The organism is Burkholderia sp. 9777_1386 (assembly GCF_015712265.1).
GTDB classification, from domain to species: domain Bacteria; phylum Pseudomonadota; class Gammaproteobacteria; order Burkholderiales; family Burkholderiaceae; genus Burkholderia; species Burkholderia cenocepacia.
Map to the genome: position 1 here is coordinate 99,995 of NZ_JACCQB010000018.1, position 15,433 is coordinate 115,427.

Here is a 15,433-nt window from a genome sequence, read left to right on the forward strand (position 1 = left end):
GGCCGCGCGCGGGCGTCTGCAGGAGCAACATGAGTCACGATCCGAATTGCCTGTTCTGCAAGATCGCGGCAGGCGAGATCCCGAGCACGAAGGTGCACGAGGACGACGAATTCGTCGCGTTCCGCGACATCCGCCCGGCGGCCGACACGCACGTGCTCGTGATTCCGCGCCAGCACCTGCCGACGCTGTCGGCGGCGAGCGACGCCGATGCGCCGATGCTCGGCCGGCTGATGCTGCTCGTCGCGCGTCTGGCCGACCAGCTCGGCGTCGCGTATACGGGCGGCGAAACCGGTTTCCGTACGGTGATCAACACGGGCCCGGGCGGCGGGCAGGAGGTCTACCACCTGCACGCGCATATCCTGGCCGGCCCGCGCCCGTGGCAGCGAATGGGTTGACGCAGCGGGGCGTTTCCCCGCATCGATAGTCGAAGCCGGCGTGCCGCCGGCGATTTGCGCCGCGACGCGGCGTGGTTGAGGAGAGGTTTCATCATGGGTGGATTGAGCATTTGGCACTGGCTGATCGTGCTGCTGATCGTCGCGCTGGTTTTCGGTACGAAGAAGCTGCGCAACATCGGCAACGACCTCGGCAGCGCCGTGAAGGGTTTCAAGGACGGCATGAAGGAAGGCGAAACGCCGGCGGATGCGCAGCAACTGCCGCGTTCGGGTGCGGTCGACGTCAACGCGAAGGAAACGACGCGTTCCGATTCGAACAAGGCGTAACGCCGGCACGCTGACAGGCATTCGCGATGCTGGATCTCGGTCTTTCGAAGATGGCGCTGATCGGCGTCGTCGCGCTCGTGGTGCTCGGCCCCGAGCGCCTGCCGCGCGTCGCGCGCACGGCAGGCGCGCTGTTCGGCCGCGCGCAGCGGTACATCAACGACGTGAAGGCCGAGGTCTCGCGCGAAATCGAACTCGACGCGCTGCGGACGATGAAGACCGATTTCGAATCGGCCGCGCGCAATGTCGAGACGACGATTCACGACAACTTGCGCGAGCACGAGAAGGCACTGAACGACACGTGGCATTCCGCGGTCGGCGGTCTTGACGGGGCTGCCGGCGACGCCGGGTCCGTCGGTTCCCCTGGTTCCGATACGCCCGCGGCGCCGTCGTGGCGCGGCAGTTCGGCCGCGCTTGCGCCGAAGCGCCGCAACTGGCGCATCAAGCAGGCGGCGACGCCCGTCTGGTACAAGCGCGCGACGACCCGTCGCACGCACGTGCAGTCGGGCGCCGCGCGTGTCGCGCGTCATCAGCCGGCCAGCCTGCGCCGGCCGACGCGCTTCTTCTGAGTCGAGCGCATGCTCGCTCGTCAATCCTACCGAGGGCCGGTGTGAGCGACCCCCAGCAGAACCCGGGCGACGCCCCGGAAGAAACCTTCATTTCCCATCTCGTCGAGCTTCGCGATCGCATCATTCGCGCGGGCTTGGCCGTGATCGTCGTGTTCCTCGGGCTCGTCTACTGGGCGCCGGACATCTTCAAGCTGCTCGCGCGGCCGCTGATGGACAACCTGCCGAAAGACGGCAAGATGATCGTCACCGACGTCACCGGCTCGTTCTTCGTGCCGATGAAGGTCACGATGCTCGTCGCGCTCGTGATCGCGCTGCCGATCGTGCTGTACCAGATCTGGGCGTTCGTCGCGCCGGGGCTGTACCAGCACGAGAAGAAGCTCGTCGCGCCGCTCGTCGGCAGCAGCTACTTCCTGTTCCTGTGCGGGATGGCGTTCGCGTACTTCCTCGTGTTCCCGACGATCTTCCGCGTGATGGCGCACTACAACGCGCCGCTCGGGGCCGAGATGACGACCGACATCGACAACTACCTGAGCTTCGTGCTCGGGATGTTCATCGCGTTCGGGGTCACGTTCGAGGTGCCGATCGTCGTCGTGCTGCTCGTCCGGATGGGCGTGCTGTCCCTGAAGAAGCTGAAGGAGATGCGGCCGTACGTGATCGTCGGCGCATTCGTGGTCGCGGCGGTCGTCACGCCGCCGGACGTGTTTTCGCAACTGATGCTGGCGCTGCCGCTCGTCGTGCTGTTCGAGATCGGGCTGCTGGCCGCACGGTTCTTCGTGCCGAAGAAGCCGGCCGAAGAGGGCGAGGCGGGGAACGGCGAAGCCGCGGGTTGACGGCGCGGCGCCGGGCGGCTTTCCGGTCAAGCTGGAGGGGCCGGTACCTGCTGCGGTTGGCTGCCGGCCAGCGCGTGCCCACGCCGCTTTCGCGGCACCCGACATCGTTTTGGAGCAAAGCAAAAGGGCAGCCAGCCGGCTGCCCTTTTCCATTTCCGCGGCGCATCACGACGCGTCGCAACCGGCAGGCGGCGCGTCGCCTGCCCAGCCTCATTCGCTATCGCTGTCCTGCTCGTCGAGCGTCTGCTTCGGCGGCGGCGGGCGCTTGCCGATCACGACGTTCACGTCGAACTGCTTGCCCTTGCGTACGACGTGCACCTTGGTCGGCGTGCCCGGCTTGATCTGCGCGACGACGTTCAGCAGCTTCGTGGTGTCGGTGATGTCCTCGCCGTTGACGCTCACCAGGATGTCGCCCGGCTTGATGCCGGCCTTGTCGGCCGGGCCGCCCTGCAGCACGCCCGCGACGATCGCGCCCGATTTCTGCTGGAGCCCGAACGACTCGGCGATCTCCGGCGTGACGTCCTGCGGCTCGACGCCGATCCAGCCGCGCGTGACCGAGCCCGTCGTGATGATGCTTTCGAGCACCGTGCGCGCGGTCGAAACCGGAATCGCGAAACCGATGCCGAGCGAGCCGCCGGAGCGCGAGTAGATCGCCGTGTTGATGCCGAGCAGGTTGCCGTTCACGTCGACCAGCGCGCCGCCGGAGTTGCCGGGGTTGATCGGCGCGTCGGTCTGGATGAAGTTCTCGAACGTGTTGATGCCGAGGTGGTTGCGGCCGAGCGCGCTGATGATCCCCATCGTGACCGTCTGGCCGACGCCGAACGGGTTGCCGATCGCAAGCACGACGTCGCCGACGCGCGACTGGTCGGAGCGGCCGAGCGTGATCGTCGGCAGGTTCGTCATGTTGATCTTGAGCACGGCGAGATCGGTTTCGGGATCGCTGCCGATCACCTTCGCGGTGGCCGTGCGGCCGTCGGCGAGCGCGACTTCGATCTGGTCGGCGCCGTCCACGACGTGCTGGTTCGTTAGAATGTAACCTTCCGGGCTCACGATAACGCCCGAGCCGAGGTTGGCGGCCGGCTCGTCCTGCTGCTTGCGGGCGTTGCGGTCGCCGAAGAAGTAACGGAACAGCGGATCCTTCGCGCGCGGGTCGGGCGGCAGCGAGCCGTCCTTGCTGGAGAACACGTTGACGACGGCCGGCATCGCCTTCTGCGCGGCTTCGGCATACGACGTGGTCGCCGGTGCGCCGCCGATGCCCGGCGCGACTTCCCGCAGCGCGACGATCGGCGTGGCAAGCTGCTTGCCGAGCTGTCCTTGCCGTTGCAGCCATTGCGGCTTGAGCGTCACGACGATGAACATCAGCGCGAGCAGTACGGTCACCGCCTGCGCGAAGAACAGCCAGAAGCGTCTAAGCATCTGAATGGATTAGAGGTTTATATGGATCGGATCGAACTTGAATTGTACTTGAACAATACCCTTGAAACCGCGCGCTTCAAGGACTATTGCCCGAACGGCCTGCAGGTCGAGGGGCGCCGCAAGATCGAGAAGATCGCCACCGGCGTGACGGCGTCGGTCGCCTTCCTCGAAGCCGCGCTCGAATGGGGTGCGGATGCCGTGCTCGTCCATCACGGCTATTTCTGGCGCAACGAGGCGCCGCAGATCACCGGCCGCAAGTATCAGCGCCTGAAGCTGCTGCTCGCGAACGACCTGAACCTGTTCGCGTTCCACCTGCCGCTCGACGCGCATCCCGAATTCGGCAACAACGCGCAGCTTGGCGAAAAGCTCGGCCTGATCGGCGAGCAGCGGTTCGGCGAAGGCGATCTCGGCTGGATGGCGACGCTGCCGATGCCCGTCACGCTTGAGCACTTCGTCGCGAAGGTCGAGAACACGCTGGGCCGCACGCCGCTCGTGCTCGGCGATCCGGACACGCAGTTGCGCCGCATCGCGTGGTGCACGGGCGCCGCGCAGAGCTATTTCGACGCGGCGATCGACGCCGGCGCGGACGTGTTCCTGACCGGCGAGGTGTCCGAGTCGACCACCCACGCGGCGGCGGAGAGCGGCGTCGCGTTCGTTGCGGCGGGGCACCATGCGACCGAGCGCTACGGGATCCAGGCGCTTGGGCGCCACTTGTCCGAAGAATTCGATCTCGAACACCTTTTTATCGATATTCATAATCCGGTCTGAGCGCCGGATTTGCGGCAGTGCATCGAAATTTCACAATGTAGCATCCGCTTAAAAGTGAAATGATTTAATCGCTCCGATAGTGGGGGATAACCCTTAACTATCAATCACTTCGAAGGGATTTTCATCTCCGGGCCTTGTAAATGGCGACTCCATTCGAGCAAACTAGCGGCGGAATGGAAAGTCGTGACGGAAAATCCAACTCAGAAGTGGGGCGTGTGATGCGAGACAAGGAAGAGAAACGCGTCGACAGCGGCCGCCGTACCTGGCTGATTGCGACATCCGTAGCAGGTGGCGTAGGAGGCGTAGCCACCGTCATACCTTTCGCGGCGTCGCTTGCGCCGTCCGCGAAAGCGAAAGCGGCCGGTGCGCCGGTCGAGGTCGACATCAGCGGCCTGAAGCCCGGCGAAATGGTCACCGTGCCGTGGCGCGGCAAGCCGGTCTGGATCCTGAATCGCACCGATTCGATGCTGGCCGACGTGGTCAAGGCCGACAAGGAAGTGGCCGATCCGGCCACGAAATCCCCGTATTCGATGCCGTTGCCCGCGTATTGCGCCAACGAATATCGGTCGCGGGCCGATCGCAAGAACATTCTCGTCGTGATGGCCGTGTGTACGCACCTCGGCTGCACGCCTAGCCAACGCTTCACGCCGGGTCCGCAGCCGAACCTGCCGGACGACTGGCCGGGCGGTTTCCTGTGCCCGTGCCACGGTTCGACCTACGACCTCGCCGGCCGTGTGTTCAAGAACAAGCCGGCGCCTCAGAATCTCGACATCCCGCCCTACATGTTCACGTCGGCGACGACCCTCGTGATCGGCAAGGACGAGAAAGGAGAAGCGTGATGGCCGCCGACAACAAGGAAGTCTCCACCACAGGTTTCACCGGCTGGATCGACCAGCGCTTCCCGCTCACGTCCACCTGGAAGAAGCACGTATCCGAGTATTACGCGCCGAAGAACTTCAACTTCTGGTACTTCTTCGGCTCCCTCGCGCTGCTGGTGCTCGTCAACCAGATCGTCACGGGCATCTTCCTGACGATGAACTACAAGCCCGACTCGATGCTCGCGTTCGCGTCGGTCGAGTACATCATGCGCGAGGTGCCGTGGGGCTGGCTGATCCGCTACATGCACTCGACCGGTGCATCGATGTTCTTCGTGGTCGTCTACCTGCACATGTTCCGCGGGCTGCTGTACGGTTCGTACCGCAAGCCGCGCGAGCTCGTGTGGATCTTCGGCTGCGCGATCTTCCTGTGCCTGATGGCCGAAGCGTTCTTCGGCTACCTGCTGCCGTGGGGCCAGATGTCGTTCTGGGGCGCGCAGGTGATCGTGAACCTGTTCTCGGCGATCCCGTTCGTCGGCCCGGACCTGTCGCTGTGGATTCGCGGCGACTACGTCGTGTCCGACGTCACGCTGAACCGCTTCTTCGCGTTCCACGTGATCGCGATTCCGCTGGTGCTGGTCGGCCTCGTCGTCGCCCACCTGGTCGCGCTGCACGAAGTGGGGTCGAATAATCCGGACGGCATCGAGATCAAGGCGAAGAAGGACGAGAACGGCATTCCGCTCGACGGCATCCCGTTCCACCCGTACTACTCGGTCCACGATTTCCTCGGCGTGTGCGTGTTCCTGATGGTGTTCGCGCTGATCGTGTTCTTCTCGCCGGAGATGGGCGGCTACTTCCTCGAGGCGAACAACTTCGTCCCGGCGAACCCGCTGCAGACGCCGCCCGAGATCGCGCCGGTCTGGTACTTCACCGCGTTCTACGCGATGCTGCGCGCGACCACCGACCCGTTCAAGATCGTGCTGATGATCGTGATCGCGCTGCTCGGCGTGCTCGCGCTGATCCGCGCGCGCGGCAAGTGGAAGGTCGGGCTGCCGGTGCTGGCGGCCGCGATCGTCGTGTTCATGTACCTGACGGAGTCGAAGTTCTGGGGCGTCGTCGTGATGGGCTCGGCGGTGATCTCGCTGTTCTTCCTGCCGTGGCTCGACCGCAGCCCGGTGAAGTCGATCCGCTACCGGCCGCTGTTCCACAAGGTGTTCCTCGGGATCTTCGTCGCGGCGTTCCTGACCCTCGCCTTCCTCGGCACGCGGCCGCCCTCGCCGGCGGCGACGCTGATCGCGCAGTTCTGCGCGTTGATCTACTTCGCGTTCTTCCTCGGCATGCCCGTCTGGACGCCGCTTGGCACGTTCAAGCAGCCGCCGGAGCGGGTGCGCTTCAAGCCCCATTAACGTGAGCGAGGAGAGAACAACATGAAGAAACTGCTTTCGACACTCGCGCTGATCGGGGCGACCGCCTGTGCGCTGCTGGCGGCGCCGGCCGTGCGGGCGGAAGGTAATTTTCCGCTCGACCGGGCGCCCGATAACACGGAAAATCTCGTTTCGCTTCAGCACGGCGCGCAATTGTTTGTAAACTATTGCCTGAACTGCCACAGCGCGAACCTGATGCGCTACAACCGTCTGACGGATCTGGGCATATCCCAGAAGGAGATCGAAACGAATCTCCTGTTCACGACCGACAAGGTCGGGAACACGATGTCCGTTGCGATGCGGCCCGACGACGCGAAGAACTGGCTCGGCACCACGCCGCCCGACCTGTCGGTCGAGGAGCGCGCGCGCGGCCGCGACTGGCTGTACACGTATCTGCGGAGCTTCTACCGCGACGATACGCGGCCGACCGGCTGGAACAACGCGGTGTTCGAGAACGTCGGCATGCCCCATGTGTTGTGGCAGCTGCAGGGGCAGCGCGTTGCCAAATTCGAAGACAAGACGGACGAGGAGACGGGCGAGAAGGCCCACGTGCTCGTCGGCTTCCAGCAGGTCACGCCGGGCACGCTCTCGTCGCCCGACTACGATGCTGCGGTCGCCGACCTGGTGGCCTATATGACATGGATGTCCGAGCCGGCCCAGCAGACCCGCAAGCGCCTCGGCGTGTGGGTGCTGATCTTTCTCGGTGTCCTGACTTTCCTGGCCTGGCGGCTGAATGCCGCGTACTGGAAAGATATCAAGTAAACACGCCTGACCGGCGTGGGGCCGGCGCAAGGCGGAACCCGTGAAAGGGGTTGCGCCGCGTGCCGGCCCTCGGCTTTTTTGAGGAAACGCAAATATGATGGTTCTGTATTCCGGCACAACTTGCCCGTTCTCCCAGCGTTGCCGGCTGGTGCTGTTCGAGAAGGGCATGGACTTCGAAATCCGCGACGTCGACCTGTTCAACAAGCCGGAAGACATTTCGGTGATGAACCCGTACGGTCAGGTGCCGATCCTGGTCGAGCGCGACCTGATCCTGTACGAATCGAACATCATCAACGAGTACATCGACGAGCGCTTCCCGCATCCGCAACTGATGCCGGCCGACCCGGTGCAGCGCGCCCGTGCGCGCCTGTTCCTGCTCAACTTCGAGAAGGAACTGTTCGTCCACGTCAGCACGCTCGAGAACGAGAAGGGCAAGGCGGCGGAGAAGAATCACGAGAAGGCCCGCCTCGCGATCCGCGATCGCCTGACGCAACTCGCGCCGATCTTCGTGAAGAACAAGTACATGCTCGGCGAAGAGTTCTCGATGCTCGACGTCGCGATCGCACCGCTGCTGTGGCGCCTGGATCACTACGGCATCGAGCTGTCGAAGAACGCCGCGCCGCTGATGAAGTACGCCGAACGGATCTTCAGCCGTCCGGCCTACATCGAAGCACTGACGCCGTCCGAAAAGGTCATGCGTCGTTAATGTTGCAATGAAGGCATGACGGAGCGGGTGGCGCGGCGTGCCGCGCGCCCGCTCCGGGTTCGAGGATTGTGATGCAAGAGATTTCAACGAAGCCTTATCTGCTGCGCGCGTTGTACGAGTGGTGCACCGATAACGGTTACACGCCGCATATCGCGGTGAGGGTCGACAACTCGACGCGCGTGCCGCGTCAGTTCGTGCGTGACGGCGAGATCGTGCTCAACATCAGCTTCGAGGCGACGAGCCAGTTGCAGATGGGCAACGAGTGGATCGAGTTCACGGCCCGGTTCTCCGGGAAGGCGCACAAGATCGAGATTCCGGTGGCCAACGTGCTCGCGATCTATGCGCGCGAGAACGGGCAGGGCATGGCGTTCCAGGTCGATGCGGTCGCGGGCGAAGGTGAGGATTCGGGCGCGTTCGACGATGAGCAAGCCGATGACGCGCAGCGTGACGAGTCCGTCTCGCCGTTGGCGCCGGTCACCGATAGCGGTGCGAATGAGGAGCCGTCCGAAGGGGCCGACGAACCGCCGAAAACCGACGGCGACGGCTCGAAAGGCGGCAGCAGACCTCGCCTCAAGATCGTGAAATGAGGTAGAATCTCGCGCTACGCCGGCTTAGCTCATCTGGTAGAGCAGTTGATTTGTAATCATCAGGTGGCGGGTTCGAGTCCTGCAGCCGGCACCAAACACTAGTATCAAGTAGTACCCGGAAGTCCCAAAACCCGCGTCCAGCCTAGCGCTGACGCGGGTTTTTTGTTTCAGGGCGTCCCGTGAGGGGCCGGGGCATCCCCAAAATTTGGGGGTAAGATTTGGGGTATGACTTCCGGGATTTGGGGGTATGCCGTACCCCCGACGAACAATGAAAACCAAACCTCTTACCGACGCCAAGTGCCGCAACGCTAGATTCGATGAGGCCGGGGGAAACAAACTCTTCGACGGCGGCGGCCTGTATCTCGATCTGCGCTCCAGTGGTTCGAAGAAATGGCGGCTCAAATACCGGTTCAATGGCAAAGAAAACCTGCTGACGTTCGGCGACTATCCCTCGACGTCGCTCGCTGATGCTCGGTTGAGGCGTGACGAAGCGAAGCGGCTGTTAGCGGAAGGGAAGAACCCTGCGTTCGAGCGTGACGTCGAGAAGCAGACGCGCGCCATTGCCGCACAGAACACCTTCGAGGCCGTCGCGCTGGAGTGGTACGAGGCGCAGCAAGCGACATGGAGCGCTTCGCACGCGAACCGAGTCAAGAAACAGCTCGATCGCGAGGTGTTTCCCCTGATCGGCCAGCGCCCGATTTCTTCGATCGGCGCCCCGGATTTGCTCGCGGTCATTCGACGAATCGAAGGACGAGAGGCGTTCGAGACGGCGCGCAAGACGTTGCAGACATGCGGCCAAGTCTTTCGCTATGCCGTTGCAACGAGCCGTGCCGAGCGAGATCCGTCGCCGGACCTGCGAGGCGCATTGAAGGCGGTGCCCGTCAAGCATATGGCGCGAGTCGGCGAAAGCGAGCTGCCGGAGTTGCTTCGCTCGATCGCTTCCTATGAAGGCGAGCCCGAGACCCGGCTCGCTTTGCGATTCCTGGCATTGACGTTCGTTCGCACCATCGAGCTGCGGCAGGCCGAGTGGACGGAGATCGACTTGGAGCGCCGAGAGTGGCGCATTCCGGCCGAGAAGATGAAGATGCGCCGTGTGCATATCGTGCCGCTCGCCGAGCAGACGATCGCGCTGCTTTCCGAGCTGCGCGCGCTGACGGGCCATCGTCGCTGGCTGTTCCCGAACAGCCGCAGACCGTTGCAGCAGATGAGCGAGAACACGATCCTGTACGCCCTATATCGGATGGGCTATCGCAGTCGCATGACCGGGCACGGGTTCCGTGGTCTTGCCTCAACGATCTTGAACGAGAAGGGCTTCAATTCCGACTGGATCGAGCGTCAGCTCGCGCACTCCGAGCAGGACGGTGTGCGGGCGGCATACAACCACGCCGAGTATCTGTCCGAGCGCCATCGCATGATGCAGTGGTGGGCGGACTATCTCGACAAACAGGGTGGGGCGAAGATCATCCCGATCGCGGCTGCAAGATAGACCCGTGCCACCACGCGTATGACCCCCTTGCCGCGCACCTCCCACCGATTTTTCGGAGTTGGCACCGCACTGCGGGCTCCCTGCATGTCGGTATGAATATGACCCCCCTTAGGCGCGCCGGGAGTAGGAAAAACACGCGGGTGTGAGCCCCCGCGTCTTTGCCCTAGACGCAGGGTCCCCCGCTTTCCGGGCACCCTGACACTTGCGGCCGGCGCAACAATGCCCGATCGTGGCGCATCGCGGACACCCCCCTCGAAAGTACGTCTCTGATGCCCGTCAAATCCCGGAGAGCCGTGCCCCGTCTGGCTTCACGGTCGATACAGTTGGTCGACACCTGTCTGCTCACTGCAAAACGAGTTGGAGATTTGGAGATAAACGTCTGAATCGGCCTCAAAGCCTTGTGGGATAAGGCTTCGCGTGTCTCCAAACGATTTGGAGAACGCTGGAGATACTGGAGATAAACCGGGCTGAATTGTTACGGCTGCGGCAAGATTCGCGGCAGCCGCCTGCCCGGTTCCATCTGGAGCGGATCGCTCAAAGTAACTTTGACGCGCGGGCCAAAAACGCCGCGCAAAGGAATGCCCGCCACCGCCCTCCCGGACGGCGGCGGCGTCTTTCACAGCTCAAGCGTGAAGATGGACGGCAGCACGCGATAGACCATGAACTTGCCGTGACCGGGGATGTACTCCTGCCGGTACGGATAGCCGTCGCTACGCGGCATCAGCACGCCCCGCTTCATCAGTGCCTTGGCGACGATCTTGTGATCGAAGCCGGCGCACACGTCCTTGCGGAACACGGCTGCTTCGATCAGGTACTCCGTCTCGACGCTTTCGGCATCGTCGGCGCTCATCTTGCCGCCGAACTCGGCGTAATACTCCCGATCGGACGCGATAGGCGTGCGCCGCTCGTCGCGCTTCACGTGCTGCTTGAAGCCCGCTCGATGAGGCACGTTCGGCCGATGGTCGTCCTGCGCCCGGTTCATCCACACGAAGCGGTTGTCGCCGTGCGCGGCGAGGAAGTGCTGTACCTGCCGCACGGCTTCGGCCTCGTCAGAGTTGCCGGTGCCGCCGCGCAGTTCGAGCCAGCCTTCGAAGCAGCGACGTGCGGCCTCGACCGATTCGCCCTGCGGCCAGCCGGTCAGCCCGTGCGCCGTCGCCAGCTCGCCGGCCACCGCAACGAGGCAGAACCGCTTGGCGACGCGGGCGACCTGCGAATGCGAGCCGTCCGGCACCCATTGCCCGACCAGCTCGTCGACGCGTATGCGCAGATGCTCGGCCAGCTCGCCGGCCTGCGACGACGCCCACTCGATGAACGCGGGGCCGGCCGTGCCGTAGTGCATGCCTGCGTGTCGCTCTAGATGCTCGATCAGCGCGGCCGGCGTCGGGAAGCCGTGCAGCCTCTCCACCACGCCCATTTCGCCGACCTCGGCCGGGATCGCGGGCAAGCGCACCTCGATACCGCCTTTCATCGGCTTGTTGCCCTCGGCCATCAGCGCGGACACGCTCTTTTCACCGTTCGACAGGAACAGCAGCCGCCACGTGAGCACGGGCTTGGCCGAGCCGCTACGCGACGCGCGGGCCTTGCCCGATTCGTTCGCGAGCATGTAGATCACATCGCCGACCAAGCGCGGCTCGACCTGCCCGATTTCATCGAGGATCAGCAGCGCGTCGCTATGCTGCGTGGCGACGGCTTCGAGCGCGTTGTCGGTCGCCTTCCAGCTCCGCACATAGTCCGGCGAGCCGAACACGGACGCGGCGATGACGCCGCCCGTCGACTTACCCTTGGACGTTGTGCCGAGCAGGTGAAAGCCGCCCGACTGGAGCCCGGAGAAGTGCAGCAGCGGACCAGCGAAGGCGGTAGCGACGCAGAACAGCAGCCGGCTATTGCCGACGCAGTAGGCAGCGACCTCGCGTTGCCAGTCCTCCAGCGTGCCGCGCTCCTTGAACTGGCTCTGGATCGGCGTGTCGGCCTGATAGATCAGCGCCTCTTTGCCGGTGCCGATGACGCGATCGGGCAGCACGAACGCGCCGTGATGCCAGCCGACGCGCGGCACGCAGCGCACGCGCTCGTCCGGCTGCGCCATCTGCACATAGTTCGCGATCTGCGTGCGAGCAATCTGCGTCACGCCGAGCTTCACGCCCATATCGAGCAGCATGCGGCGCAGCTCCGTGCCGTCGCCGGCAAAGAGGCCAGCCGGCACCGCCCACCGTTTCAGGATGCCGTCGCGGTCCGTGAATTCGAGCAGGTAGCCCCATTCACTGTTCATCTCGTTCCGGGTCTCCGCAATCACGTCGATCCGCGTGCTGACCCAATGCGGCGGGAGCGGATCGCCCTGATTGTTGAAGCCGTGAAACCACACGCCCTTGTCGTCGACGACGAACCGCGACTTGCCGTCCTGCGCGCGGGCCGTTTTCGGGCGCTTGGCGGGCTTGGCGGCGGCTGGAGCAGCCTTGGCCTTGCCGGCGTCCGCCGAGCCGGCCGGTGCGAGTGCAGCACGCACGGCGGCGGCCACCGCATCCGGGCCGACGTGCGCAGCCAGGTCGTTGAAGTCGGTGCCGGCCGCCGGGCGGTTCGGACCGAAGTCGGGCACGGCGACGATGCCGGCGACTGCCTCAGCCGCCGCGCGAGCCTTCGTCACGCCCGGATTGCCTTTTGTCGTGTGGTCGTCATCCGCGCATACGACGATGCGGGCGTCCGGATACTGGCCGCGCAGCGCCGTCGCGACCGCGTGCAGGTTGCCGGCGTCGAACGCGACGGCGGCCGGATAGCCGGTCGCGGCCGCGAGCGTCGCGCACGTGGCGTAACCCTCGCCAATCAGCAGCGTGGACGGCGCGGAAGATAGCGGGCCGCCGATCAACGAGAAGCAGCCCGCCTTGCGGCCGTTCGGCAGGTAGCGTTTCTGGCCGTCCGTCAGGATGAATTCCAGCGTCCACAGCTTGCCGTCCGGGTCACGGGCCGGGATGACGAGTGCTCCGTCGCATGCGGCCGTGCCGATGCACAAGCCGCCGCGATAGACGCGCAGCGCATCGACCGGGATGCGCTTGCGAACGAGGTACGGGTGATCGGCCGGCGCAGGCTCGGCCGCCGACCAGATCGATTCGGCGAGCGCTGACGCGGTTTGCTGTTTCTCGGTCAGTTCGGCCAGCTCGGCCGCTTCGCGGGCCGCGCGCTCGGCTTTCTGCCGCTCGCGCTCCGCCGGATCGACGGGCTTGGCTCGATGCGCGCGCGGATCGAAGCCGCCTTGTTTGGCGAGGTGGAACAGCGTGTTGATGGTGATCTTGCCGCCCTTGAACGACTTCCACACATCGCGCGTGTCCTTGCCGTTGTAGTTCTGCGCGCCTTGGCTCCATTCGTTCCAGAGGGCGAAGCCCTCCTCGCCAAACTCGGCCTTGAGCGCCATCCCGACCTGACTCCACGTATCGCGGTCGTCAGGCGGGACATAGCCGAGCGCGACTCTCGCCCGCTCGAATTCGGACATGGGTGCGTTACTCATAGGTTCCCACTGGACGCGCGTCGGCCGACTTCCGATTAGTAGTCCATATCGGGCAAGCAGCTACCGACGCGCGAAGAATTGAATGATGCGGCGATGCCTAGCGGCGCAGCGTCAGCCGGCCGCGCGAGGCACCGAGAGAACCGCCCCGCCGGCCGTGACGTCGTTGCTGTAGACGTAGCGGCCGAGCCGCGACTGGCCAAGGGCGTCGTTGGCCGCCTCCAGCGCCGCGCCGATCGACGGCAGGGACGCACGGAACAGGCTCAGCACAAGCCAGTAGTCGTCATCGGACATGGCTTTGTCGGCCGCCCAATGCAGGCTGTCCAGCAGCTCCATCGCATCACTGATCCGCGTGCCGATGCGGTTGCGGTCGGGGCGGTTCACCTCGGCCACGAAGTGCGGCGCGAGCGGTTGCACGGCGTTCTTGTTCGTCTTTGCCATGACCACCCCTCAGTGCGTCGTGCGCGGTTCGCGCGTGACGAGGCCGAGGGCCGCAAACAGGTGCTGTTGTACACGCCCCATCAGGCCGGCCGCAAACGCTTGACGGCTGATCGTCACGCGATGCGCGTCGACGTCGCCCGCGTCCTGCATGGCGGCTTCCATGCCGCGCGCGAACGCAGCGGCTTGATGGGCCGCATAGTCGTGCAGCCGCACGTCGCCTTTCAGGTCGAGCCATGCGTCGGCGCAGATCGCGCCCAGGTCGACGGCGAATTGCAGCTCGATCGGTGCGCCCGTATCGAGCGGCGGGGCGTTGTCGAATCCGTCGACAACCGCGGTTCGGATGCGCTGGTCAGTCATGGCACACCTCCGGCTGCGCGGTGCGGCGCATTTCGGCCGAATACCGGCGTGCAACGCTTTGCCCCATGTCGACGAGCGCGCGCTCGTAGGTGCCCTCTGTAGTGGTCTAATGAATCCGGACACTGATTTAGGCGAGAATGGTCGCCATGAAGAGGTGTCTGATGAGCAAGCAACGACGTACGTTTTCCCCGGAGTTCAAACAGCAAGCCGCCTGTCTGGTGCTCGACCAGGGTTATAGCCATATGGAAGCAAGCCGCTCGGTCGGCGTCGGCGAGACGGTGCTGCGCCGCTGGGTGCAGCAACTTCAGATGGAACGCCAGGGCGTCACGCCGCAGGGCAAGGCAATCACGCCGGATCAACAGCGTATTCAGGAACTCGAGGCGCGTATCGAACGCCTCGAGCGTGAGAAGGCCATTTTAAAAAAGGCTACCGCGCTCTTGATGTCGGAAGGCATCGAACGTACGAAGTAATTGATCAGATTGGCGCAAGCGAATCGGTCGAGCTGATCTGCGCGGTATTCGACGTGTCGCGGTCCTGCCTGTATGCCCACCGAGGGCGAGCCCGACGCGTTGATGCCGAGCGCATGGCACTGCGTAGCCGGGTACACGAGCTGTTCATCGAGAGTCGAAGCTCTGCTGGCAGTCGCAGCATCATGGGCATGATGCGCGAGGAAGGTACGGCGATTGGACGCTTCAAGGTCAGCCGCTTGATGGAAGAACTCGGGTTGATCTGCAAGCAGCCGGGTCGCCATGCCTACAAGCAGGCCACGGTCGAGCGGATCGATATCCCGAACCATCTCAATCGCGAATTCGAGGTTGGTACGCCGAATCAGGTGTGGTGTGGTGACATCACGTATGTCTGGGCGCAGGGACGTTGGCATTATCTGGCCGTAGTACTCGACCTGTTCACGCGTCGGGTTGTTGGCTGGGCGTTCTCGACACGCCCTGATGCCGATCTGGTCGTGCAGGCGTTGGAGATGGCCTATGAGCAACGTGGTCGACCGCAAGGCTTGCTGTTTCACTCGGATCAAGGCGGCCAAGGTGGATTCAACCGGTCGTCGCAACAC

General features: G+C 64.3%; 15 protein-coding genes, 1 tRNA gene and 1 pseudogene. 13 read left to right on the forward strand and 4 right to left on the reverse strand.

Translation table 11 applies throughout. The annotated features are described in order from the left end of the window. Positions 1-29 precede the first annotated feature (29 nt). The 4 genes from H0X91_RS16340 (at position 30) to tatC (ending at position 2,115) form a co-directional block, all read left to right on the forward strand. Positions 30-395, forward strand: coding sequence for a histidine triad nucleotide-binding protein (locus H0X91_RS16340; protein WP_006485352.1), 366 nt, complete (start codon positions 30-32; stop codon positions 393-395). Positions 396-488: 93 nt separating this feature from the next. Further along, positions 489-719: a Sec-independent protein translocase subunit TatA gene (tatA, locus tag H0X91_RS16345; RefSeq protein WP_006477115.1), complete on the forward strand. Its 231-nt coding sequence runs from the start codon at positions 489-491 to the stop codon at positions 717-719. 26 nt (positions 720-745) lie between these two features. Beyond that, entirely contained in the window at positions 746-1,285 is a 540-nt protein-coding gene (gene tatB / locus H0X91_RS16350) for a Sec-independent protein translocase protein TatB (protein ID WP_006485331.1), read from the forward strand. Between the two features lie 41 nt (positions 1,286-1,326). Beyond that, positions 1,327-2,115, forward strand: coding sequence for a twin-arginine translocase subunit TatC (tatC, locus tag H0X91_RS16355; RefSeq protein ID WP_006485341.1), 789 nt, complete (start codon positions 1,327-1,329; stop codon positions 2,113-2,115). Between the two features lie 210 nt (positions 2,116-2,325). Here the strand turns inward: tatC and H0X91_RS16360 are convergent, their stop codons facing one another. After that, on the reverse strand, positions 2,326-3,531 hold the full coding sequence (locus H0X91_RS16360; protein WP_006494427.1) for a Do family serine endopeptidase: 1,206 nt from the start codon (positions 3,529-3,531) through the stop codon (positions 2,326-2,328). Positions 3,532-3,552: 21 nt separating this feature from the next. Between H0X91_RS16360 and H0X91_RS16365 the strand changes: the two genes are divergently transcribed. From H0X91_RS16365 to H0X91_RS16400, 8 genes are all read left to right on the forward strand, one after another. Next, positions 3,553-4,299, forward strand: coding sequence for a Nif3-like dinuclear metal center hexameric protein (locus H0X91_RS16365; protein ID WP_006485336.1), 747 nt, complete (start codon positions 3,553-3,555; stop codon positions 4,297-4,299). A 218-nt stretch (positions 4,300-4,517) separates the two neighbouring features. Next, complete coding sequence (petA, locus tag H0X91_RS16370) at positions 4,518-5,138, forward strand: ubiquinol-cytochrome c reductase iron-sulfur subunit (protein ID WP_006491868.1); 621 nt, start codon at positions 4,518-4,520, stop codon at positions 5,136-5,138. Then, on the forward strand, positions 5,138-6,520 hold the full coding sequence (locus H0X91_RS16375) for a cytochrome b (protein WP_006485333.1): 1,383 nt from the start codon (positions 5,138-5,140) through the stop codon (positions 6,518-6,520). Before petA ends, H0X91_RS16375 begins: the two co-directional genes overlap by 1 nt. 21 nt (positions 6,521-6,541) lie before the next feature. Then, a complete protein-coding gene (locus tag H0X91_RS16380) occupies positions 6,542-7,300 on the forward strand; it encodes a cytochrome c1 (protein WP_006477108.1) in 759 nt (252 codons plus the stop codon). A gap of 94 nt (positions 7,301-7,394) precedes the next feature. Then, positions 7,395-8,006, forward strand: coding sequence for a glutathione S-transferase N-terminal domain-containing protein (locus H0X91_RS16385; RefSeq protein ID WP_006400565.1), 612 nt, complete (start codon positions 7,395-7,397; stop codon positions 8,004-8,006). 71 nt (positions 8,007-8,077) lie between these two features. Next, positions 8,078-8,593, forward strand: coding sequence for a ClpXP protease specificity-enhancing factor (locus tag H0X91_RS16390; protein WP_058902247.1), 516 nt, complete (start codon positions 8,078-8,080; stop codon positions 8,591-8,593). Positions 8,594-8,611: 18 nt separating this feature from the next. Further along, positions 8,612-8,687 (forward strand) — tRNA-Thr (locus H0X91_RS16395). 174 nt (positions 8,688-8,861) lie between these two features. Beyond that, positions 8,862-10,079, forward strand: coding sequence for a tyrosine-type recombinase/integrase (locus H0X91_RS16400; RefSeq protein ID WP_104012473.1), 1,218 nt, complete (start codon positions 8,862-8,864; stop codon positions 10,077-10,079). Positions 10,080-10,695: 616 nt separating this feature from the next. On the opposite strand, the gene H0X91_RS16405 is transcribed toward H0X91_RS16400, so the two are convergent. The 3 genes from H0X91_RS16405 to H0X91_RS16415 all read right to left on the reverse strand — a co-directional run bounded on the left by H0X91_RS16405 (position 10,696) and on the right by H0X91_RS16415 (position 14,367). Then, positions 10,696-13,557: a DUF927 domain-containing protein gene (locus tag H0X91_RS16405; RefSeq protein ID WP_196433141.1), complete on the reverse strand. Its 2,862-nt coding sequence runs from the start codon at positions 13,555-13,557 to the stop codon at positions 10,696-10,698. 126 nt (positions 13,558-13,683) lie between these two features. Further along, positions 13,684-14,010, reverse strand: a complete 327-nt coding sequence (locus tag H0X91_RS16410; protein ID WP_196433142.1) for a hypothetical protein — start codon at positions 14,008-14,010, stop codon at positions 13,684-13,686. 9 nt (positions 14,011-14,019) lie between these two features. Further along, on the reverse strand, positions 14,020-14,367 hold the full coding sequence (locus H0X91_RS16415) for a hypothetical protein (RefSeq protein WP_009908645.1): 348 nt from the start codon (positions 14,365-14,367) through the stop codon (positions 14,020-14,022). A gap of 161 nt (positions 14,368-14,528) precedes the next feature. Here H0X91_RS16415 and H0X91_RS16420 point away from each other — a divergent pair. Next, positions 14,529-15,433, forward strand: a pseudogene (locus H0X91_RS16420) (IS3 family transposase); the annotation flags it as partial.